The sequence below is a fragment of the Sphingobacterium sp. Mn56C genome (assembly GCF_049319645.1).
Classification (GTDB): domain Bacteria; phylum Bacteroidota; class Bacteroidia; order Sphingobacteriales; family Sphingobacteriaceae; genus Sphingobacterium.
In genome coordinates this window covers 74,072-97,503 of record NZ_JBMOUC010000007.1, presented here as the reverse complement: position 1 = coordinate 97,503, position 23,432 = coordinate 74,072, and the positions used below count along the sequence as shown (strand labels likewise).

General features: G+C 39.9%; 22 protein-coding genes. 9 read left to right on the top strand and 13 right to left on the bottom strand.

Annotation, left to right across the window (positions count from 1 at the left end):
- Positions 1–83: 83 nt before the first annotated feature.
- On the top strand, positions 84–641 hold the full coding sequence (locus ACL9RF_RS15365) for a hypothetical protein (protein ID WP_422801521.1): 558 nt from the start codon (positions 84–86) through the stop codon (positions 639–641).
- 69 nt (positions 642–710) lie between these two features.
- Positions 711–1,298, top strand: a complete 588-nt coding sequence (gene rdgB, locus ACL9RF_RS15360) for an RdgB/HAM1 family non-canonical purine NTP pyrophosphatase (RefSeq protein WP_422801520.1) — start codon at positions 711–713, stop codon at positions 1,296–1,298.
- Between the two features lie 42 nt (positions 1,299–1,340).
- Here the strand turns inward: rdgB and ACL9RF_RS15355 are convergent, their stop codons facing one another.
- The gene (locus ACL9RF_RS15355; RefSeq protein WP_422801519.1) at positions 1,341–3,746 is read right to left on the bottom strand and encodes an OstA-like protein; all 2,406 of its coding nucleotides are present in this window, start codon (positions 3,744–3,746) and stop codon (positions 1,341–1,343) included.
- Between the two features lie 102 nt (positions 3,747–3,848).
- On the opposite strand from ACL9RF_RS15355, the gene tilS reads away from it, so the two are divergent.
- From tilS to ACL9RF_RS15330, 5 genes are all read left to right on the top strand, one after another.
- The gene (gene tilS, locus ACL9RF_RS15350; protein WP_422801518.1) at positions 3,849–5,177 is read left to right on the top strand and encodes a tRNA lysidine(34) synthetase TilS; all 1,329 of its coding nucleotides are present in this window, start codon (positions 3,849–3,851) and stop codon (positions 5,175–5,177) included.
- 6 nt (positions 5,178–5,183) lie between these two features.
- The gene (locus ACL9RF_RS15345; protein WP_422801517.1) at positions 5,184–5,669 is read left to right on the top strand and encodes a hypothetical protein; all 486 of its coding nucleotides are present in this window, start codon (positions 5,184–5,186) and stop codon (positions 5,667–5,669) included.
- 83 nt (positions 5,670–5,752) lie between these two features.
- Entirely contained in the window at positions 5,753–6,106 is a 354-nt protein-coding gene (locus ACL9RF_RS15340) for a DUF4834 family protein (protein ID WP_422801516.1), read from the top strand.
- A gap of 48 nt (positions 6,107–6,154) precedes the next feature.
- A complete protein-coding gene (gene recF, locus ACL9RF_RS15335; protein WP_422801515.1) occupies positions 6,155–7,258 on the top strand; it encodes a DNA replication/repair protein RecF in 1,104 nt (367 codons plus the stop codon).
- The gene (locus ACL9RF_RS15330; protein WP_422801514.1) at positions 7,251–7,565 is read left to right on the top strand and encodes a DUF721 domain-containing protein; all 315 of its coding nucleotides are present in this window, start codon (positions 7,251–7,253) and stop codon (positions 7,563–7,565) included. The genes recF and ACL9RF_RS15330 overlap by 8 nt, the downstream gene beginning before the upstream one ends.
- A gap of 73 nt (positions 7,566–7,638) precedes the next feature.
- Here the strand turns inward: ACL9RF_RS15330 and ACL9RF_RS15325 are convergent, their stop codons facing one another.
- From ACL9RF_RS15325 to ACL9RF_RS15280, 10 genes are all read right to left on the bottom strand, one after another.
- Entirely contained in the window at positions 7,639–8,259 is a 621-nt protein-coding gene (locus ACL9RF_RS15325) for an L-threonylcarbamoyladenylate synthase (protein ID WP_422801513.1), read from the bottom strand.
- Between the two features lie 137 nt (positions 8,260–8,396).
- A complete protein-coding gene (gene asnS, locus ACL9RF_RS15320) occupies positions 8,397–9,845 on the bottom strand; it encodes an asparagine--tRNA ligase (RefSeq protein WP_422801512.1) in 1,449 nt (482 codons plus the stop codon).
- Positions 9,846–10,014: 169 nt separating this feature from the next.
- On the bottom strand, positions 10,015–10,770 hold the full coding sequence (trpA, locus tag ACL9RF_RS15315) for a tryptophan synthase subunit alpha (protein ID WP_422801511.1): 756 nt from the start codon (positions 10,768–10,770) through the stop codon (positions 10,015–10,017).
- 56 nt (positions 10,771–10,826) lie between these two features.
- A complete protein-coding gene (gene trpB, locus ACL9RF_RS15310; protein ID WP_422801510.1) occupies positions 10,827–12,011 on the bottom strand; it encodes a tryptophan synthase subunit beta in 1,185 nt (394 codons plus the stop codon).
- A complete protein-coding gene (locus ACL9RF_RS15305) occupies positions 11,989–12,636 on the bottom strand; it encodes a phosphoribosylanthranilate isomerase (protein WP_422801509.1) in 648 nt (215 codons plus the stop codon). The genes trpB and ACL9RF_RS15305 overlap by 23 nt, the downstream gene beginning before the upstream one ends.
- A complete protein-coding gene (trpD, locus tag ACL9RF_RS15300; protein WP_422801508.1) occupies positions 12,629–13,618 on the bottom strand; it encodes an anthranilate phosphoribosyltransferase in 990 nt (329 codons plus the stop codon). The genes ACL9RF_RS15305 and trpD overlap by 8 nt, the downstream gene beginning before the upstream one ends.
- A gap of 224 nt (positions 13,619–13,842) precedes the next feature.
- Entirely contained in the window at positions 13,843–14,349 is a 507-nt protein-coding gene (locus ACL9RF_RS15295) for a hypothetical protein (protein ID WP_422801507.1), read from the bottom strand.
- A gap of 172 nt (positions 14,350–14,521) precedes the next feature.
- The gene (locus ACL9RF_RS15290) at positions 14,522–14,743 is read right to left on the bottom strand and encodes a DUF2795 domain-containing protein (protein WP_002996718.1); all 222 of its coding nucleotides are present in this window, start codon (positions 14,741–14,743) and stop codon (positions 14,522–14,524) included.
- A gap of 153 nt (positions 14,744–14,896) precedes the next feature.
- Complete coding sequence (locus ACL9RF_RS15285) at positions 14,897–15,631, bottom strand: lysophospholipid acyltransferase family protein (RefSeq protein WP_422801506.1); 735 nt, start codon at positions 15,629–15,631, stop codon at positions 14,897–14,899.
- A 156-nt stretch (positions 15,632–15,787) separates the two neighbouring features.
- Positions 15,788–17,158 carry a dipeptidase gene (locus ACL9RF_RS15280; protein ID WP_422801505.1) on the bottom strand — a complete coding sequence of 457 codons (1,371 nt, stop codon included), beginning with the start codon at positions 17,156–17,158 and terminating at the stop codon, positions 15,788–15,790.
- A gap of 204 nt (positions 17,159–17,362) precedes the next feature.
- On the opposite strand from ACL9RF_RS15280, the gene ACL9RF_RS15275 reads away from it, so the two are divergent.
- The gene (locus ACL9RF_RS15275; RefSeq protein WP_422801504.1) at positions 17,363–20,101 is read left to right on the top strand and encodes an outer membrane beta-barrel protein; all 2,739 of its coding nucleotides are present in this window, start codon (positions 17,363–17,365) and stop codon (positions 20,099–20,101) included.
- An 8-nt stretch (positions 20,102–20,109) separates the two neighbouring features.
- Positions 20,110–20,898, top strand: a complete 789-nt coding sequence (locus ACL9RF_RS15270) for a GLPGLI family protein (RefSeq protein ID WP_422801503.1) — start codon at positions 20,110–20,112, stop codon at positions 20,896–20,898.
- A gap of 76 nt (positions 20,899–20,974) precedes the next feature.
- On the opposite strand, the gene ACL9RF_RS15265 is transcribed toward ACL9RF_RS15270, so the two are convergent.
- Entirely contained in the window at positions 20,975–21,154 is a 180-nt protein-coding gene (locus ACL9RF_RS15265) for a histone H1 (RefSeq protein ID WP_422801502.1), read from the bottom strand.
- 120 nt (positions 21,155–21,274) lie between these two features.
- Positions 21,275–23,416, bottom strand: a complete 2,142-nt coding sequence (locus ACL9RF_RS15260) for a S46 family peptidase (RefSeq protein WP_422801501.1) — start codon at positions 23,414–23,416, stop codon at positions 21,275–21,277.
- Positions 23,417–23,432: the final 16 nt, after the last annotated feature.

Here is a 23,432-nt window from a genome sequence, read left to right as displayed (position 1 = left end):
ATACGATACGGTAGCGATGTAAGGTCAAGGGAAAATATGACCGGCACTTTACATCGCTAACTTCTAAATAGCTTACCCTTGTTATGTCTCAGCTTATCACTACAGACCCTATAGCTTTACAAGCGTTAATGTCGGAAACTCTATTTTCGACAGGTTTTGAGACGACAGCAACAGAGGTCAACCAAATGGCTGTAGAGCCGGAGAAAGCGGCAGTCCCTTTATTTGATACCTCCGAAGAGGAATTTGTATTTCAAGGCAATAAGTCCTCCGGTGTATTGTTTATTTTACGGTACCCTGCCTATCCTTATTTTTCTCCCGCCGCCGAGGAAGCTTTTACCAAGACCATAGCTGCTTTACAGCTATCCCTATCCAATGTTGCCGTGGTGAATTTAGCGAATCCACAAAACCCGAATGATTTTAAAAGGATAATGTCCTTTTTTACACCCCAAAAAATTACCCTTTTAGGCGTAGACCCCGTTTCCCTAAAACTTCCTGCAATTGCCCATAACGCGTATATGCAGGGCCGTATTGCTACGGTCTTTAATACCTTTTCTTTCGAAGAGATGTTTGCGGATGTGCAAAAAAAGAAACTCTTCTGGGCCGAATTTAAGCGTTTTATCGGCGCCGCCGATACGCAGTAATAGCGGTATTTTTTCCTTTATATTTCCTCTTCTTTTTATTATTTAATTTTTCCTTGTTAATTTTAACACATGAAGATAGAATTGGTGTTTGCAACAAACAATGCGCATAAGTTGGGCGAGGTGCAGGCGATGGTAGGGGATAAGTTTTTATTACAATCCTTATCCGAAATAAACTGCCACGAAGATATTCCAGAAACGGGTGTTACATTCCATGAAAATGCAAAACAGAAGACCGACTATCTGGTAAAAAATTACCAGGTGATTAATTGTTTTGGCGACGATTCGGGTTTGCTTATAGATGCCCTGGATGGAGAACCGGGAGTGTATTCGGCCCGGTATTCGGGAAGCCGTGATATGGCTGCTAATATTAACCTCGTTATGCAACGTATGGCAGGGAAAGCGAACCGCAGTGCGCGGTTTAAAACCGTAATTTCCCTGTATCTAAATGGGGCACAATACTTCTTTGAAGGATCTGTTGAAGGGACGATTATCGAAGAGCAGCGGGGCACAGAAGGCTTCGGTTATGACCCCATCTTTATTCCCTTAGGGGCTACAAAAACCTTTGCTGAAATGTCGGCATCGGATAAAAATGCCATCAGTCACCGATCTATTGCCATCGGAAAAATGGTAGATTTTTTGAAAGATATTAAGCTATAAAAACCAAAGAGCCTACAAAATTTTTAGTAGGCTCTTTGCTGATTAATTACTTTCTATAATTTCGTCGCTATCGGATTTTTTTTCATTTCCTTTAGTCGCCTTATCGCTATTTGTATTTTCCGTTTTAGGGCCTTCACGTTTCCGATTTAACAGGTCCTCCTTTGAGGTCGGCCTATCTTGAGGGCGCCAGATAAAGCCCGGAAGAATTTCATTATCCTGCGTTACGAGTTTAAAAGGATATACTTTTTGGTCTACCTTCCGTATGGTATAATAGTCGATAAGCTCTTTATTTTTCATAAACACTTTTATCCGTGCGCCACGATCGTGAAACATTTCGGTAATGGTCTTGGTCTTATCGTTAACACTAAATACCAAATTTTCGGCATTACCATCTACGAAGAGTTTCTCCATTTCATTGTTTTCAAAAAATGCCGTTATTTTACGCCCCTTCAGCTGGTTGTACTTCAGCGTATCCTGCACTACATTAACCATAAAGGCATTATTTATTAACAAGGCATTGTCGATCTGTTGGTTTACAATCTGCATAAATATCGTGTCTGAAGATATCTGAGATCCTTGTGCCCATATCATAGGTCTACCCATAAAACGGAACATAGAATCTGCCATGCCATAATACACCGAATCGGCTACAGCCTGAAGGTCCGATTTATATAACCGTACATTATAAAATGCCTTAACTATACGTGTACGTGCCGTATCTGCCGGTACCTGTGTTAGGCTATCCTTGGAGATGCTATCCCTATTGGTGAGAGGCGTTGCATCCTGACTTTGTGCGGCCAGTAAGGCCTTATTAATCAAAGTATCCGCAGTATTTGCTTTCGGGATAACCGCTTTTTTTCGAAGAATAGAGTCAGCTTTAAGGGTCGATTCTATACTAATCCCATCGTCTCTTTTTTTAGATGGCGCAATCCGTGCTGCTGTGGATGTAGCCGTCGTTGCTGTCGCCGGTTTAGCTTTTGAATTTGCTTTTAATGGGGCTACAGATTTTGGCGCATCCTTTTTTTGCAAACTATCCTGCGTTTTTGAAGCCAGCGGATTAGCATCTACCGATGCAGCCGTTAAGGAGTCCGTACTTAAGTCGTCTAAAGGAGCCGTATTATCATCGGTATTTGCATCCTCGTCGTCGCCATAATCCTTGTTATCCTCAGTAATCAATTCTCCACCGTCTCGTTTTAAATTAAGATTTAAAGGTTTATAATCTTTGCGTAATATCATACGCGAGTATAACGTATCCGCCGTCATATACACCGAATCCATTAACGGTTTTTTTAAGGTGTCGGCAGGGAGGAGGTGCTTTTCCTGTTCGCCGCTAGTTTCAGGTTGCGAGGCTGCAGCACTTTTTTTCTTTTCATCCTGAACGTGGACAATTTCTTTCGTGGCCTCCGTATTTTCTTTTTGCTGTGCCTCTATTTTCTCCTTCTCCTTCTCTTTCTGTTCCTTTTTCAGCTCCTTTTTAGACTTCGAACTTTTTATATCCGTACTGTCAACGGCAATACTATCTTTGGCTCCGTTATCATTTTTTACGACGGTAATGATATACGGTTTTTCGGTCATTAAAATAGACTCTTCGGTTTGTTTATATAAACCACGTCCACCATAGGCATAAAATTTATCGAGGGTATCCACAAAGACCACATTACGGAAAGCTTCGCCGATACCGCTTGCTCGATCATAGTGTAAACTATCGCCCTTTAAAAATTTACTACCTTCGGTATAGAGGTTATTTTTATTGAAGTTAGCAATTCCAGTGGCGGTATTATACGTTCCTCTTTCGGTATACAGATTTTCTTTGTTATTGCCTTTAATATTTGTGGGGCCAAAGAAATAGGTGAGCTTGCTTAAGGAATTATAGCGCATGCTATCGGTATAAACCCGGACTTGCGGATTTCTGACCACCACATCATAACGAAAATAAGCATCCGAGGTGTTTTCAAAATAAAAGGCATTTTTCGAAGTTATGGTATCCGTCTGCGAGATAATACGCCCCCCCCCGGTATAAGTACCTACCTTAGATTTTAGGTTGTAGGTTAAATAATTGGTGGTTAACGTAGAGTTTTTGTCTACCATTTTAACATTTCCAAACAAGCGTGCCAACTGCACTACAGCATCATAGTGTAACCTATCTGCATAAATAACAGTACCCGACGGCTGGGTAATAACCACGTTGCCAAAAGCTTCGAAAAACTGGTTTCGGTGCGGGTCTTCATAGAGCAAGCCGCTATCTGCAGATAGGGTGTTGCCCTTATGCTCGTATACCGGAACAATACTATGTATACTATTTTGATCTTTAATAATAGAGTACCTGGAAGACACCAGATTAAGGCGGTCTCCACCTCCTTGCGGAGGGTTAACAGTAGAAATGGGCGTTTGGCCAAATGCTTGACTGATGGCAAGGATGCAAGTTAAAATAAAGGCATAGATTCTCACAAGGCAAAAATATAGAATAAAAAGGCAAAAATATGTTAATTTGAAAATTTTAAACGGGTATTCTGCTTAAAAGAAATAGATAATAATGGTTAATTTTGAACTATGGATATTCGTACGCGTTTTGAAGCCTATGTAAGCGACAATCAACTGTTTGAAAAGGGAGATAAAATATTGCTGGCCGTAAGTGGGGGGAAGGACTCTATGTTGATGTTATGGCTGTTTATGGCCTGTGGTTTTGATGTCGTCGTTGCGCACTGTAATTTTCAGTTGCGTGGTGAAGAATCGGACGCCGATGAGGCTTTGGTTCGCAACTACACAAAACGATGGGGTTTGCCCTTGCATGTTAAGGCTTTTCCTACCGAAACTTGGGCGCAAGAACATAAAACCTCTATTCAAGTCGCTGCCCGCGAGTTACGTTATGCTTGGTTTAAGGCCTTGGCGAAAGACTTGAACTGTGCTTATATTGCCGTTGCACAGCATAAAAATGATCATATAGAAACGGTACTGTGGAACTTAACACGTGGAACGGGATTGCTCGGCCTGCAGGGGATATTAAATAAACGGGATGCTATAATAAGGCCTTTGTTATTCCTAAGCCGTGACGAGATTTCCACCGCAATGTCGACCTATGGTATTCCTTATCGTGACGATAGTTCAAATTTTTCTACGAAGTATTCACGAAATAAAATACGATTGGATATTATACCCAGGTTTGAAGAGCTAAATCCTAATTTCCTTTCGGTAATGGAGGCGAACATCGCACGTTTTCAAGAAAGTATGCAGGTGTTAAAGGGTTTTGTGGATCCTTTACGATCTCAATATTTTATTCCTTTAGGTCCCGAATTATGGCAGATAAAACAAGAAAATTTGCAGCTTTTGGATATGGGCTTATTATATCTATTGTTTGAGCCATATGGTTATGCAAAGAATGTGTTACACGATTTAGTAAAGGGGCTTCAACAACAGGAGTCGGGTAGGGTTTTTGAGTCGGAGGAATATCAGCTTTTGCTAGATCGCGAATACGTATATTTACGGAAGAAGGAACTGCCACAACTTGCGGAGGCCGAAATTCTGGAGGATACAAAAGGGCTAGATTTTGGAGGATATAGTTTTTCTTTTTCGTGGCCTAGTGATCTTTCTATTGAAAAAGATCTTGCTGTAGTTAAGGTAGATAGCTCCAAATTAATTTTTCCACTGCGATTACGCTATTGGAAACTGGGGGATACCTTCCATCCCTTGGGTATGAAGGGGCAAAAAAAAGTGAGTGATTTGTTTATTCAAAAAAAAATAAATCGCTTTGAAAAGGATAGGACGCCCATATTGGTAAATGGCGATGGTGAAATTATATGGGTGGTAGGTTTGCAGTTGGGTGATGCATACAAGATAACGGAAAACTCGCAAAAAGTCCTTAGATTAGTATTTCGAAAATAAATGGATATGGATCAAGATCGAATTTTTGTGGAAAGGCAGTATTTAGGGAGGGATATGACATGGATTAGCGTGCGTATGGTATTGGCTCTATTTTGTTTTATTGTCTTTTATCTGAATGTGGATCATTTTCCTTCGCAGCAGTTGTTTTTTATTGTCGGGAGTAGTATTATCGTGGTCTCTGTTATTATGATGTACTTGGTGCATTACCGTACAGTGGTCACGCAGCATAATATAACCTTGAGTGGTTTGTGGACGACAAGTTTGGTGAAAATCGATTTAAACGCTATCGTTAAGGTTGAAAAAAAGAACTATAGCAAATTTGTGTTTAACAACCCAGTATACAACTTACATAAAAATGGAAAGATTCGTTTTTATGCCGGAGGTAAGGATGCGGTGTGGCTCACGGATAGGGATGGGTTGGTTTATATTATTGGTACACATAAACAAGAGGCCTTGTATAATGGTATTATGGCCGCAAAGGCAAATTCTTAAAAAATGTTAAGCTTTCGACTCTGACAGTTTACTGACGTTAGCTTTCTATGAATTTATTATATTTGGTAAAATAGAATTTAACAATGACAGCATTATATTTTATACTTTTTGTAGTACTCGCATATTATGCCTTTAAGTTTTCTATGCGTTTACTTATTCCTTTTGCTATGCGTAAGCTTACCGAAAGGATGATAAAAAAAGCACAGGATTCTCAATCCCAATATTCATATGGTAATTCAGGTAATCCATTTGCTGGTGGAAACCCTTTTGCGGGAGGTAATGCATACGAAAGTGCAAGTTATGGTCGTCAGTCGCGTAGCAGGCGCGCTGCCGATAGTAAAGTTCAGGTAGATTATATTCCACCAAAAGACCCGAAACGTCAGGGTAAAGGAACGGCTACGGCTGGGGAGTTTGTGGACTTTGAAGAGCTGAAGTAGTAGGCGCTCTTCGCTCTTCCTGTTAAAAAGTTTATCTTTGTCATACTTATGTGGCTAAAGCAACTTTCTATTCTTAATTTTAAAAATTATACCGAGATTTCCTTATCGTTTTTGCCGGAGGTAAATGCTTTTACAGGTAAAAATGGGGCTGGGAAAACCAACCTGTTGGATGCCATTCACTACCTTTCGCTCTGTAAATCGTATTTTAACCCCATAGATTCTCAACATATTAAAAAGGGAGAGGAGTGGTTTATGGTACAGGGTGAATTCGACCGAGATGAACGTGTGGAGTCGATTTCTTGTAGCCTCAAGAAAAACCAAAAAAAACAGTTTAAAAGGAATAAAAAAGATTACCCCCGTTTAGCTGATCACATTGGACAGTTTCCCTTGGTTATGATATCGCCAAACGATAGCGAAATTATTACCGACGGTAGTGAGGAGCGGCGTAAGTTTGTGGATAATGTGATCTCCCAAACCGACAACCGTTACCTGGATACGTTGATTTTGTATAATAAGGTGCTGCTACAGCGCAATACCTTATTGAAGAATATTAAGGAAAATGGTGTTTTCGATATCGGTCTACTGGAGGTATTAAACATGCAGCTTGTAGAGGTTGGAGAGCGTATCTATACCCGTAGAAAACGCTTTATGGACGAGTTTTTGCCGGCCTTTCAAAAGTATTATGCCTTTTTGACGGATGCGGCTGAAGATGTAGCCTTAATTTACGAGTCGCCCTTACATTACGAGGGGTTCAACAGCCTTCTGGAGCGTAGTTTGACGAAAGATAGAGCGCTGGAGCGAACTACTCAAGGGGTTCATAAAGACGATTTATTGTTTACCATACATGGCGATATGCCGCTAAAGAAATTTGGGTCGCAGGGGCAGCAGAAATCTTTTTTAATTGCTTTAAAATTAGCGCAATACAGTTATTTGCAGCAGCAGAAAAAATTTAAACCCCTGTTATTGCTGGATGATATCTTCGATAAATTAGATGATACCCGTATCAAAAAACTGATGCAGTTGGTGTCGGAAGATGAATTTGGGCAAATATTTATTACCGATACCGATGCTGTAAGAATTCAGCATATTTTTAATGATATCGCTCAGCCAATACGTATCTTTGATATCGAAGGAGGCACCATACATGTATAAGAAGAAGTTTGATGAAATTCCGACCCGGGATGATATCAGTATGAAACAAGCCGTTGAAAAATGGTTAGAGGTATATCGGTTAAGGCGAAAATTTGATGAGTCTTCAATTGCCGTATTTTGGCCAGAACTTATTGGTCCATACATTGCCAAACGCACACAAAAAGTATATATTCACGATAGAAAACTGTATGTTAAAGTAGAGTCGGCCGTGGTAAAACATGAACTTGTATTAATGCGTAAACAAGTTATAGGTCGTGTGAACGAACATGTAGGCAAAGTTATAATCGAGGATTTTGTTATTCTTTAAAACGTACTATTTTTAAATCTATAAAAATGAATTGGCAGACATATGGCCTGCCAATGAAGCCGTATTTATAAATTTATAAATAAAGATCTAAATCGCCTTTACCATCGCGGATAATCTCAAATTCACCTCCAGTAAGGTCCACAACAGTAGAAGCGACATTATCGCCATACCCTCCGTCAATAACCAGATCCACTTTGTCCTGATATTTTTCGTAAATCAATTCGGGGTCTGTAGCGTATTCAATAATCTCATCCTCATCGTGGATAGAGGTCGTTACAATAGGGTTACCCAATTGTTTTACAATTTCACGTACAATATTATTATCTGGAATACGGATACCTACCGTTTTCTTTTTCGAACTCAATAGTTTGGGCACCTGTCCACTGGCATTGAAGATAAACGTAAAGGGGCCTGGTAGTGCTTTTTTTAATACCCGGAATACAGCCGTATCGAAAGGCTTGGTGTACTGTGCTATATCCGTTAGATCGTAACAGATAAAGGATAAATTAGCTTTATCGGCCTTGAGACCGCGGATATTACATACCCTTTCAATTGCCTTTTGGTTGGTAATATCGCATCCTATACCATACACCGTATCGGTAGGATAAATAATAACACCACCCTTTTTAAGAATGTCAACAACCTGCTCAATGGTCTTAGGGTTAGGGTTATCGTTATATAGTTTTACTAGCACAATCGAGAATTAAAAAATAAAATTAAATAAAATAATGAAGCAGGGAGGAAAGTATTATACCAATACTATCTTCAAGCCCTATGTAAAGAAAAACGCCAAACGATACATATTGTTTGGCGTTTTAATTTTATGTTTTGTTAAAACTCTGCGTTTTTAGGTGTACGAGGGAAAGGAATCACATCACGTATATTTGTCATTCCAGTGGTAAACAATACCAAACGTTCAAACCCTACACCAAAACCTGAATGCGGTACAGAACCAAAACGGCGTGTATCCAAGAACCAATCCATCTCTTCAGGTTGAATACCAACCTCAGCCATGCGCGCTAAAAGTTTGTCTAGATTTTCTTCTCTTTCCGAACCTCCGACCATTTCGCCGATACCTGGGAACAGAATATCCATTGCGCGTACGGTATGACGGCCTTCGGCATCAACCTCATTTTGCTTCATATAGAAAGATTTAATCTCTCTCGGGTAATCGGTCAATATAACCGGTTTTTTGAAATGTTTTTCTACCAAGTAACGTTCGTGTTCCGATTGCAGGTCGGCTCCCCATCCATCAATACTATATTTGAACTGTTTCTTCTGGTTAGGTTTACTATTTTTTAAGATGCCAATAGCTTCCGTATACGTTAAGCGTTCGAAATCATTATCAATTACGAAGTTTAATTTTTCTACTAAGTTCAGCTCCGAGCGTTCGTTCTGCGGTTTAGATTTCTCCTCTTCCAATAAGCGGTTTTTTAAGAATTCAATTTCCTCCGGACAGGTTTCTAGGGCATATTTAATAACATACTTCAACAACTCCTCCGCAAGGTTCATATTATCTTCCAGCTCGTAGAAGGCCATTTCCGGCTCTATCATCCAAAATTCAGCCAAATGGCGTGTAGTGTTTGAATTTTCTGCGCGGAAGGTCGGGCCAAAGGTGTATATATTACCGAAAGCCAATGCTGCCAATTCACCTTCCAATTGTCCTGAAACAGTAAGGTTGGTAGATTTACCAAAGAAATCTTCTTTAAAGTTGATATCCCCTTGTTCATTCCGTGCTGGGTTGTTCAGGTCTAAGGTCGTTACACGAAACATCTCTCCGGCACCTTCGGCATCCGATCCCGTAATAATTGGGGAATGGAAATATAAAAAGTCACGCTCATTGAAGAACTTATGAATGGCAAAAGCCAAAGCGTTACGTACTTTAAATACTGCATTAAAAGTACCCGTACGTAATCTTAAATGCGCAATTTCGCGTAAAAACTCAAGGCTATGTTTTTTCGGTTGTAAAGGATATCTCTCAGGATCTGAATCCCCAATAATAGAGACCTCTGTAGCCTTTATTTCTACGCGCTGGCCTTTTCCTTGAGACTCGATTAATATACCTTTAACACGAACTGCAGCTCCTGTAGTAATCCTTTTCAGGATACTTTCGGCTGTGTTTTCAAAATCCACAACGGCCTGAATATTATTTATCGAAGAGCCATCGTTTAGCGCAATAAACTGATTGTTACGAAAAGTTCTAACCCAACCTTTAACGATAACCTCTTGTCCTAATAAATCTTCCGATTGTAATACTTGTTTTATTCGTGTATGTTCCATATTCTATTTTTATGATAGCGCTACAAAAATACGCTATTCATTGACTATTTTGTAATAAATGCTCAAAATGTTGTTGCGCAGTATCGCTGTTATTTCCTTTTTCTATAGGTTTTAAATGTAAACCCCATTCTACAGAAGCCAATCTATGCGGCTTGCCCAATACGCCAATCTATTTTTTAATTGTGGCAATAAAAGGTGCGATGGTTTCCATGTAGTTTTTTTCTGCCAATAATTTTACAAACGCCGTTCCGATAATTGCAGCATTCGCGTATTGTGTTGCTTTTTTAAATGTTTCGTTGTTGGATATACCAAAACCAATAACCACAGGGTTTCTCAAGTCCATATCCTGAATACGTTTAAAATAAGCTTCAGATTGATCTTTAACTTCCAGGTTTTTGCCGGTCGTAGCATTGGACGACAATAAGTAAATAAAGCTGGTAGAAAGCGAATCGATTTTACGAATCCTTTCCTCCGATGTTTGTGGTGTTACGAGAAAAACATTGCTAATGCCATATTGCTCATAAACACTTTGGTAAAGTTCTTCGTATTCGTACATAGGTAAGTCTGGAATAATAGTTCCGCTGACGCCCACCTCTTGGCACGACTTACAGAAATTGGCTACGCCATATTGCAATACAGGGTTAAAATACCCCATAAGAAATATCGGAATAGAGACCTTTGCGCGCAGTTCTTTCAACTGCTCGAAAAGAACAGGTAAGGTCATTCCATTTTTTATGGCCTTCTCCGAGCTATGTTGAATCGTAGGTCCATCAGCTACAGGATCGGAGTACGGGATACCAATCTCCAAGAAGTCAGCACCAGCCTCTTCCAAGGCCTGTGCTATTGGCAGGGTACTATCCAGTGTAGGATAGCCTGCGGTGTAATATATGGATAATAATCCGTTTGCGTTTTTATTTAATTGCATGGTATAATAAGGCTTTACTGAAATTTATCTATCCAAGTTTCTTGCTGCTATCCGCATTACAGGTTAAAATATTTCATATAATTATCTAAGTCTTTATCGCCACGGCCAGAAAGGCAGATCACTACCGTCTCATCGCCCTTGAAAGTCATTTTCTCCAAATGTGCCAAAGCATGGGAGCTCTCAATAGCCGGAATAATTCCTTCCAGTTGCGTTAATCGTAATCCCGCCTCCATGGCCTCAGCATCGGTGGCACTAACATACTGGCCGCGCCCCGATTTAAATAACCAGGCATGCTGTGGGCCGATGCCCGGATAATCTAAACCCGCCGAGATGGAATATGGCTCAATAACCTGACCGTCGTCTGTCTGCATTAAAATCGAGCGGCTACCGTGCAACACCCCCTCTTTGCCCAGCACTGTCGTTGCTGCTGTTTCGCCCGTGTCTACACCTAAACCAGCCGCTTCAACGGCAATAAGTTGCACAGATGGCTCATCCACAAAGTGGTAAAACATGCCGGCAGCGTTCGAACCCCCACCTACACAAGCCATAACAATATCTGGATTCTCTTTTCCTGTTTTCTCGTGAAGCTGTTTCTTGGTTTCTGCAGATATAATAGATTGAAAGCGGGCAACCATATCCGGGTAGGGGTGTGGGCCAACAACCGAGCCGATAATGTAGTGTGTATCTACCGGATTGTTTATCCAGTCGCGCAGGGCCTCATTGGTGGCATCTTTTAGCGTTTTACTTCCCGATGTTGCCGCCACAACTGTTGCGCCCATCATTTTCATGCGTGCCACATTCGGTGCCTGCCGCTGAATATCAATTTCGCCCATATAAACCACACATTCCAACCCCTTCAGGGCACAAACCGTAGCTGTTGCAACACCATGTTGCCCAGCGCCAGTTTCGGCGATAATACGTTTTTTACCTAGGCGCTCAGCCAGTAAAATCTGACCAATGGTATTATTAATTTTATGTGCTCCTGTATGGTTTAAATCTTCCCTTTTAAGGAATATATTGGCGCCATATTTTTCCGATAGTCTTTTTGCCAAGTATAAGGGCGACGGGCGCCCTACATAATCTTTTAACAGCTCATTAAACTCGGCTATAAAAGTAGGGTCTTCCATAATACGTAAATACTGCGCTTGCAGTTCTTCAACATTTGGATACAACATTTCGGGCACATAAGCTCCGCCAAAAGGTCCGTAGTACCCTCTATTATCTACTTGATATTTGCTCATTTTGTACTATTGTAAATGCGTTAGCTAAGGATTGTATATTTTTTATGCCCGGTTCACTTTCAAACTTAGAATTGAGGTCCAGGGCATACAGTCGGGCATCGTGATGCGCAAAATCCAGCGCATCTTTAACATTTGTTAGCGCTAGGCCACCGCTTAAGAAGTAAGGCGTCTCTAAAGGATAACTTTTAAGCTTATCCCAATTAAACGTAATTCCAGTACCACCGTACGCGTTACTTTTGGTGTCGAATAAAAAAAAGTCGGTAAATGGCACGTAAGGAGTTAAGGTATCCCAATTGAAAGCATCATCTATACCAAAAGCCTTAATAATATGTAGACCATGGGCTTTCAACTGCTGTACCGTTGCAGGGGCCTCATCACCGTGTAATTGTACCATTTGCAGCTCGTAAGCCTGCACTGTGTCGATAATCGTTTCCACGTTTTCATTTACGAATACACCTACCTTTTGAATATGCTGCGGCATATAGGCAGGTTTATGTGGCACAAAACGCGGCGATTTAGCATAGAAAATAAAACCCATAAAATCTACAGGTAAAGCACTGACGGCCTGTATATTTGCAGGGTCGCGCATGCCACAGACTTTAATTTTAAGTTTAGTATTAAGCATGTGTAAGGATGTTTAAGCTTTTCAAGGCTTTAAGCCCCATCAGTGAGGCCTCAGCTTCGTAATAACAATCGGCGAAGCTTTTTTCAGGATGGATGGTTTTTATGGCAAAAGCCGCATTGGTAAGCACCACATCATTCTGGAAGGCATTGCCCTTACCTTCAATAATGCTGCGGAAAATTGCCGCTGCTTCCTCCACTGTATCCCCACCCGCAAGCTCCAGTGCGGCAATAGGCGCAAAGCCTAAGGCCTCTGGTTTATAATAATACTCGCCACTATTGTTCACAATTTTAAAATCACCAGTTAAGGAAATCTCATCGTATCCATCCAAAGCATGTAAAATGCTGAACTGTTTCTCCGTATGTTGATACAAATAGGTATATAAACGAGCGAGCTCCAGACTAAATACCCCTACCGATTGGAATTTTGGGTTAGACGGGTTGGTAAGTGGGCCTAACATATTGAAGAATGTTTTCACGCCTAATGCACGACGTATAGGAGCCACCGTTTTCATGGCCGGGTGAAACAAGGGTGCATGCAGAAAACAGATATTAGCTTGCTCCAATTGTTTTTCCAGAACATCCTTATCGTTTGTAAAGGTATAGCCCAGGTATTCCATAACATTTGATGATCCACAACCCGAAGACACCCCAACATTGCCATGCTTCGCAACATGGTAACCTGCACCGGCAACAACAAAGGATGCTAAGGTAGAGATATTGAATGTGTTTTTACCATCGCCGCCTGTACCACACAAATCGATAAGGTCGTAGCCCTTAAAGTCTACTTTTAAGCATAAATCATACATCGCATCGCGAAAGCCCCCCAGTTCTTCCACCCGAATGCTACGCATACCATAGGTAGTCATAAAGGCTGCAATCTGATGGGTGTCGTATTTCCCTACCGCTATATTGGTTAATATATCGTATGCTTCCTTCCGTGAGAAAGATTTGTATTCAAAGAGATGTCTTAATATATCCTTCATATCCTGTACTTATCCGAATTTCTAATTTTTAAGCATAAAAAAAGGCCTGCCGAAATGGCAAGCCTACGATTATTTTGAATGGATCAATTTAAGCAATAGACAAAGCCACAACATTATTCGTTGTGCCACCACCATGCATTATTTGATACAAATTGTTTCATTTCTTTATTGTTGAAAACAAATATCTTATAAGTTTTTAAGAATGTCAAGGATTTTTTAAAAAATTAATAAAGCACAAAGTGAGCTTTGTTGTTTCCTTTAGCGACCAAAGTAAAAGACGCGATTTTATGGTCTTCCATATAGACAGCGAGCATCTGTCTATTTTTATAGTGTAGGAAATACATGCTATTTATATTTAAATCCTCGGTATCAATGTCACGAATCTCTTTTTTGGGCATATCCTTATAAGACCTGTATTGAATATCCGCAATATTTTTACTGCTTACATTAATGCGTACTTCCTTTAAGCTGACCTCCAGGTAATCATAGATGTCGTCTGAAGGCTCTTCTACAATAATATATTGGCTTAAAATAACGTCCAAAGCTATATTCTCATCGGCTAAATCCTTAACGAAAGACTGTAGGAAAGCAATGTCTGTTAGGCTATCAGTGGAATTCATATTTACATTTATCGGAGCTGGAGCGGGTGCCGGTGCCGGTGCCGGTGCATTGCCTTGTGCGCAAGAAAGCAGGCTAAGAAAAGTAAAAAATAGAAGGAATACTGCTTTCATGATTAAAAACAATTTAAAAACAAATTAAATATAATTAAAATACAACCAGATAGACTGTACAAGTTGTGGAAAGATTAATCTGTAACCGGTAAAATAGCAGATTGCGCATTTCCGGAATAGCCAAAAGCAAAAGAAGGTGTCAAAAAAATTGGACACCTTCTTTTATGATGGATTAATATTCGTCTTCATTGAAAAAGAAGTCATCTTTCGTCGGATAATCAGGCCAGATTTCTTCGATATTCTCGTAAGGTTCGCCATCATCCTCCAACGCTTGAAGGTTTTCGATTACTTCTACTGGAGCACCAGAACGAATCGCGTAATCAATTAATTCATCTTTTGTTGCAGGCCATGGTGCATCTTCTAAATGAGATGCTAATTCTAGAGTCCAATACATAGTATTACAATTTAAGTTCTACTTTTTTCGCAAAAATAGCATTATATTTAAAACCTGCAAGTTTCTGACGAATTAAAAAATATGATATAGCTTATTTTTTGTTAAATTCCTGTTTTATGCACTTTTAGATTAATTTTACTGGCCCGATCAACTTTATTTCTTATTCCATATTTCTTGCATATCGGCGTATACCGAGGCCTGTAAATCTTCAAGTTGTTGCGGATTAAGTAATGCCGTGTCGATAGGTTTTAAGACATGAATATGAATGCGTCCTGGTGCAGAACCAAATTTCGAACCATCATCCCAAAGCATTTTCCAGGCATCTTTAATAACTACAGGTAAGATCTGCACTTTATTTTCCAAAGCCAACCGAAAAGGACCTGATTTAAATGCATGCAATTGGGGAGGGTACTCTTCGTCGATTTTCCCTTCAGGAAAAATGACCACCGAACGCCCCATTTTTAGAAATGCTTCGGCTTTTTTGAATGCTCTGAACGACGAAATTTTGCTGCTACGATTTACAGCAATATCGATGGTTTTAAAAAATATGCCTGTCACCGGATTAGTTAAAAGATCACTTTTGCCCATAAATGATATTGGCTGCTGGCAACTGTGGATAATTGCCGTAATATCTACTATCGAGGTATGGTTAGGGCATATTACCATAGGTTTTGACCAGTCGATTTCCTCCTCAAAATCAACTTTAAAGCGGAAACCTACCAAAGATGCAGCAGAAAGCGTCATCCATTTCCGGATACCCGCTATGGTACGGTAGTATTTATCCGGTTGTCGTTTTAAAATGTATAATATTGGGAAACAGATGCTAAAGCATAAAAATACCGCTGTATAGTATAAAAAGCTGTGGGTTTTTCGTAAAAGTTTCGCCATGGAGCAAATATAATTAATCGATTTAATTATCAAATTTGTGGCTTTATTATTTATCGATGTATTTATCCTCCGAACAGCAGGGCTGGGTAGAAGCCCCTAAAAAAGGCTGTCTTTTTTAGAAGACAGCCTTTTTAGAAGCGTAAGAAATAAACAAGATTACTTGCTTAATTCTGCGTAATATTTGTGGAATAGCGGAATTGTTTCAATTCCTTTTATATAATTTTCAATACCATACTTCTCATTTGGAGAATGCAAGTTGTCGCTATCCAAGCCAAAACCTAGCAAGACCGTTTTAATCCCCAATTCCTGCTCGAATAAAGCGACGATAGGAATAGATCCGCCACCACGCGTAGGAATAGGTTTTTTATTAAATGTCTCTTCTAGCGCTTTCTCAGCAGCTTTATACGCGATGCTATCCGTTGGTGTTACCACCGGCTCGCCACCATGATGTGGTTTAACCTCCACTTTAATATAATCTGGTGCAATACCCTCGAAGTGTTTAACAAATAAGGAAGTAATTTTCTCGGAATTCTGGTTCGGCACCAAGCGCATAGAAATTTTAGCGAAAGCTTTTGAAGGCAATACCGTTTTGGCACCTTCACCGATGTAGCCACCCCAAATACCATTTACCTCGAGTGTAGGGCGTATACCTGTTCTTTCGATAGTGGAATATCCATTTTCTCCCCAAAGCTCATCCACACCAAGATCAGTTTTGTATTCTTCAATATCAAACGGAGCCTCGTTAAGTGCTTTTCTTTCTTCGGCAGTAAGTTCTACGACATCGTCGTAAAAACCAGGTATAGCAATATGGTTGTTCTCGTCGTGTAATGAAGCAATTAACTTCGCTAAGATGGTTGCTGGGTTAGCTACCGCGCCACCATATACACCCGAGTGTAAATCGCGGTTCGGACCTGTAACTTCTACCTCAACATAAGAAAGACCACGTAGACCCGTTTCTAATGAAGGGTTTTCCAAGCTAATCATGGAAGTATCCGAAATAACGATAACATCAGCCTTCAAACGTTCTTTATTTTCACGCACAAAGATGCCCAGATTTGCAGATCCTACCTCTTCTTCACCTTCAATCATGAATTTTACATTACAAGCAAGTTCATTGTTTTTTACCATGTACTCGAATGCCTTAACATGCATATAGAATTGCCCTTTATCATCAGCAGCACCACGCGCATAAATTTTACCATCACGCACCGTAGGCTCAAACGGAGGAGTGTCCCATAATTCTAAAGGATCTGCAGGTTGCACGTCGTAGTGTCCATAAACCAATACCGTAGGTAAAGAGGCATCAAAAATCTTTTCACCATAAACAATAGGATAACCAGCAGTAGGGCATATTTCAACATTATCTGCTCCTGCATCTTTCAATTTTTGCGCTACAAATTCCGCTGTATTCAATACGCCTTCCTTGTACTGAGGGTCAGCACTTACCGATGGAAAACGCAATAGTTCAAATAGTTCGTTTAAGAAGCGTTCTTTGTTTGCTTCTACATAGTCTTTGATTTTTTGCATTTGAAAATGATTTTATACAAATGTAAAGAAATATATTTTGAATCAAGTTGTAACATTTTTCAATGTTCTCCAACTAATTGTTAGTTATCCATATAAAATCGGCAACAAACGGCCTTACTTTTGGCGGAAGATCAAAATAAACCGTACCTTTTATATTGATAATCGTAAAACGTATATATTCTATTTTAACAAATTAACCCATTTATGCGAGGTTTTATCCTATTTCTAATGCTGCTGGTAGGGACGGTCCAATTGAGTTTTGGACAGGCTACAATTACCGGTACTGTGGTGGATGCCACAGAGAAAACAAAACTGGAGAATGCAGCTGTTATGTTGCTACGTGCCAAGGATTCTTTATTAATTGATTATATCCGGACGGATGCCGCGGGAAAGTTTCAGTTGAAAAGGCCTGCCGACGGCGATTTTATTATCGTGGTCTCTTACCCAAAGTATGCGGATTTTTCGAAGGTTATCCCCGAAATGAGTGCCGCAGCCTCCGTGGGCGAAATTGGCTTAAGTAGTGTTGCGCATTTAATTGATGAGGTTGTCGTAAAAGGAAGAGCAGCGATAACAATTAAAGGGGATACGACCGAGTACGATGCATCAAGTTTTAAAACGGAAAAAAATGCTAAGGTGGAAGATCTATTGAAGGTTTTACCGGGGATCACAGTCGATGCTACTGGAAAAATTACAGCACAAGGAAAGGTGGTGAAGAAGGTTTTGGTAGATGGAGAGGAATTTTTTGGAAACGATCCATTGTTGGTAACGCGAAACCTACGCTCTGATATGGTCGATAAGGTGCAGGTGTATGAGAAAAAATCAGAACAGGCGGAACGTACCGGCGTCGACGATGGCGAGCGTCAACAGACGATTAACGTTAAACTTAAGGAGGATGCCAAGAATGGTATCTTCGGTAAGGCCCTTGCGGGTGCCGGTACCGATAAATATTATATGGGGCAATTGATGTTCAATAAATTCAAAGGCTCACAGAAAATTTCTGCCTATGGTTTATTGGGCAATAATGCTACAACAAGCTTAAGCCAGGAGGATGCTGAAAAGTATGCTGGTGATTCTGGTGTTTCCTATTCCGATGAGGGTAGCTTCAGTTTCAGTAGCGGTAATGATCCCTTTTCGGGGAACGGCTCTATTGGTATTCCACGTGCCATTAGCACGGGCGTGAACTTTGCTGATCGTTTTAAAGGTGATAAGCACAAGATGAACCTGAGTTACAAGTATGGCCGTATAGCTAGCGAGGGTAATGACAATATGGAGCAAACTGGGGTACTTATAAATTCCTCTAAAAAATACATTGATGCCGAAAATTCACAGCATAATATTAACCTGCGCTACGATTGGAATATAGACTCCCTTAATCAGTTTACGGTGCGTGCCAATGCGCAGCGCAAAATGATCTGGAATACGACCGATTTGAACTCAAGCAATTATGATAATAATGGTAATCTAACTTTGGATAACCGAAGTGTAGAGGTTGTTGATAATAAGCTCAATACCTATGCCATGGATTTAATGCATACCTTGAAGTTTGCCAAAAAAGGTCGTTCCTTAACATTAAACGTGGGGGCCAATAAAGATGAAACCAATGGTGGTGGATCGTTAAAAGGCGTGCTTAAAAATATTCATGCCGGCGATTCTACGCTTACAGATCAATTAAAAAATAGAGAACAAGATATTACTACCCTTCGAGGCTCGGTTACCTATACCGAACCCCTATCCAAAGCCCTTAACCTAGGCTTAGGTGCGGGTATCGAAGATAATAAAAATACCTCTCTGGTAGAATCTTGGAATAAAGGTGCTAGTGGCGAGTATGACGAATTGGACAATAGGTTTAGTAGTAATTTCGACTACCATAGGATAAGTAGTAACTATCGTGTTTCCTTAAATTATACCACCGAAAAGTTACGAATAGGCTTAAATAACAACCTTAATAACGACCGCTTAAATCAGACCAACTTGTCTGATGATGCGTCTTTACAACGCTCTTTTAAGCGTACTTTCTTTACCTATAACCCGCGTTTAAATGCAGGGTATTCTTTGGCGAAAAACAAGTATATATGGTTAAACTATCAAGGAAGAAATCAATTGCCTTCCTTAAACCAGATTCAGCCTATATTAAATAACTCAGACCCCTTGAATTTTTATGAAGGTAACGAGGCTTTAAAACCGGCTTTCAATCATAACCTAAATTTAGGGATGTATACCTTCGATGTGTTTTCAGGTAGTAATTTATATGCAGGTGGTAACGCAAGTATAACGAAAAGCCCGATTGCGCAGAATATTACCCGTGTAGATAATGTGAACTATTATCGATGGTCCAATATTGAGGGAAAAACCAATAAAAACTTTTCCCTATGGTCTGGCTATTATTTCAAGTTGAACAAGGATTTAGGTTTAGCGAATCAGCCCCAATTAAATGTGAGTTATGGCGAGTTTAACAACTTTGTAAATAGTGCGCAAAATTTGGTTAAGACATCGACCTATAGCTTTACCTACAACTTTATCCGCGATACCAAAACAGGGTTAAACTTCAATGTAAATCTAACACCGCAGTACCGCAAGATGACCTCGAACCTAGAGCCGGACCGCGAAAACAGTGGTTTTGTATTTGCTTCCAATGGTTCTGTGGAGTATTTCTTTGCCAAGACATTTAAGATCTATGCGAATTATGATTATTCGTATGAAGCAAAGACAAAGTCTTTTGACACGAAGTTAGAGCGTTTCTTGGTGCACCCGGGGATCAGCAAAAAGTTCCTGAAGAACGAATCCTTAATGGTAGATTTTATTATTAATGACGTGCTAAACCAGAACATAGGCTACAGCCGCTCGCAAAGTAACTCGGTATTTACCCAAAGAAGATTTGATACCATCCGCCGTTATTATATGGTAAAGGTATCCTGGGATTTTAATAAAATGTTTGTTAAATAATAATGAAAATGAAACGTATAACCATCCTTATACTCTGTATAATATGTGCTATTCAAGTAGGTAGGGCACAACATGCTATGTTTGCTAAGTCGGGGACAGTAACCTTCGATAAAACCATGTACATGAAGAATATTGTACGTAAACAGTTTATCGAAAAAGCCGATGAACGATCGAAAAGCCAGTTTGAGCATCTTCTGCCAAATATTCCCGAAAATGTGGTGTTAAAGAAAAAGCTGCAGTTTAAAGGTGATGAGGTAATGTTTGGACCTGAAAAACAGGAGTTAGACCAACGCGTAAAGCAATTAATAATGATGCTGGCTTTAGATTTCGATGCCATCACCTTATCGAACCTTAAAACAAAGGACTATAAACGTTTTAACGATGTTATTGGTCAGAAACTAATTATACAAGATACGGTAAAGAAAATTAACTGGACCATTACCGACGAGTATCGGGAGATTGCCGGTTATAATTGCCGACGTGCCAATGGTATTACTCCAGATTCTACCTATGTTGTTGGTTTTTATACCAATGATATTCTTATCGATGGTGGACCTGAGTCGATAAATGGCCTTCCAGGCTTAATTCTAGGTCTTGTTGTGCCGAGCCAACACGTTTCCTATTTTGCAACGAAGGTGGAGGTTTCTGATAATGTGCTGATGGATAAAAAGGTATTTGAGAACAGCAAAACAAAAACAATGAGCCGCGCGCAGATGTCGAAACAATTTTCAGAATCGTTATCGGGATTTTTGAATAAAGAAACCGTTGCTTATATCATTAAACTGGGGCTTTTATAAAGTTATAGTTCAATGATAATCAATAAAAAAGGCGCTTTTTAAAAGCGCCTTTTTTATTGAATTAATCTATGAGAGATTATTTAGCTTCATTTTTTTTAGAGGTAATCTCGTTACGGATTTCTTGTGATAAAGTTTTGATATCCTGTAAACCTTTACGTACACGAGTACCTGCAGCCGAGTTACCGTTGTTGAAGAATTTCTCTGCATCAGCTTCGATCGAAGCAACTAGTTCTTTTAATTTAATGTAGTTTTCCATTTTTTATAATTATAATTTTGTTTTAATTAATCCACTAAGATGTAATAAATATACAAAAACATCAAATATAAAAGTAATAATATATCCTTTTTTTGTAGATAAACATAGATTCCTTAGCTATTATTCTACAATTGTCAGTTCGTTGATAATGTTTTGAGCACCAGCAAACTTATCGATAACGAAAAGAACATAACGAATATCAACCGAAATTGTACGTTGCAATACAGGGTCGAAGATTACGTCGCCAGCCATAGCTTCAATATTTCCATCGAATGCCAAGCCAATTAATTCTCCCTTAGCATTTAATACCGGAGAACCCGAGTTACCCCCTGTAATATCTTGGTCGCTCAAGAAATTTACCGGCATATAACCCTTTTTATCCGCATAACGGCCATAGTCTTTGCGCTCGTATAATTCGATTAATCTTTTAGGAAGATCAAACTCCTCATCGTTAGGTTTGTATTTCGCAATCGTACCTTTTAAGGTGGTGTAATTATTGATGTCGGCGTCATTTCTAGGGTCCTTAGGCAATGCACGCACGGTACCATACGTTAGGCGAAGGGTACTATTTGCATCCGGGTAATATTTACCTTTAGGGTTCATCGCCAAGAAGCCAGCGATATATTTACGGAAAGCACCTTGAAAATCGTCGTCCATCTGCTCCTGTGCTGGAGAAGCTTCGCGGTATTTCGTTAATAAAGCATTTGAAATTTTAAATAATGGATCGTTGTTTACCAACTCCACATTAGGGTTTGCCAAGAACGCATTTAATTTTTCGGTACTTCCAAAGATACTTTGTTCAAACGCTACTTTTACCGTTTGGCTGAAATCCGCATGATTTGCTGTTGCTAATTCCGCAATATATGGTGCTATATTTCCTGCTTTTTTAACATATAAGTTTAACTCGTCGGTAAGGACATCGATTTCTAAAGGCATATATGCTTTTTCGTAGCTATCCTGAATCAGCGCTTTTATGCGAGGGACAATTTGCGCACGTTGCGCTTCGTTGGCTCCAGCATATTGCAATAAAGCATTGCCCAAGTTATTCGGTAAAGCTGCAAAAGTCGACGACCGTAACATACCAATTAAGTAGTTGTCGTGTCTAGCTTTTTCATTGGTTGCCGCATAGTAGCTGTTTATGGTCTGCAAAACATCCCCATACTGTGCTTTATTTTCCTTTTTATTCGCCCACTTCTGCAGTCCGTTTTCCAATTTGCGCTTCGATGCTGCCGTATTATGTTTGGTAAGCGCATCTATCATACCTTGGCGATTTTTCCAGTAGTTGGCCACACCAGAATACTGCGACGCATAGTTGATGTTTACCGTTTGGTCTTTTTCCATATGGCGCTTCATCGCATCCATACCGACCTTAGAAGCCTCCACCCAAGCAGGGTAAGCATAATTTACATTTTGGTCAATACCAGCTGCAGGCATCCAACGGTTGGTACGTCCTGGGTATCCTAAGATCATGGAGAAGTCGCCTTCTTGAACACCTTTTAAACTAATTGGCAGGTGATATTTAGGCTTCAATGGTACATTGTCTTTGGAGTAAGGTGCAGGGTTACCGTCTTTATCTGCATAAACACGGAAAATCGAGAAATCGCCTGTATGACGCGGCCATTCCCAGTTATCGGTATCGCCACCAAATTTACCGATGCTGTTTGGCGGGGTACCTACTAAACGTACGTCCGTAAAGTCTTGGTAAACGAAGTAATAAAATTCGTTGCCGTTATAAAAAGATTTTACCGATACAACGTATTTACCGTTTTCGCTATTTTCTTTTTCAATTTTAGCAATCTCCTGGTTAATAATTTTCTGGCGTTCTTTTTCCGGCATTTTATCATTTACCAACGCTAAGATACGTTTAGAGACATCATCCATACGCACAAAGAAACGTACGTAGAGCGATTTAGGTTTTAACTCTTCGCCGTAATTTTTCGCCCAGAAACCATGCGTTAAATAGTCGTGCTCTTTGGTCGATAGCTCGGCAATAGCACCATAACCACAGTGGTGGTTGGTGAATACCAATCCTGTTTTAGACACAATCTCTGCTGTACAACCGCCGTTAAATTGGACGATAGCATCTTTTAAGCTTGAATTGTTAATACTGTAGATCTCCTCCGCAGTAAGTTTAAGTCCTTTTTTCTGCATATCCGCCTCATTAAGACGTTTTAAGTGCATTAAGAACCACATCCCTTCATCGGCCATACTGGTCAAGAAGGCAACACATAGTGTCATTAATAATAATATTTTCTTCATCATAAAGTTATATTTCTAG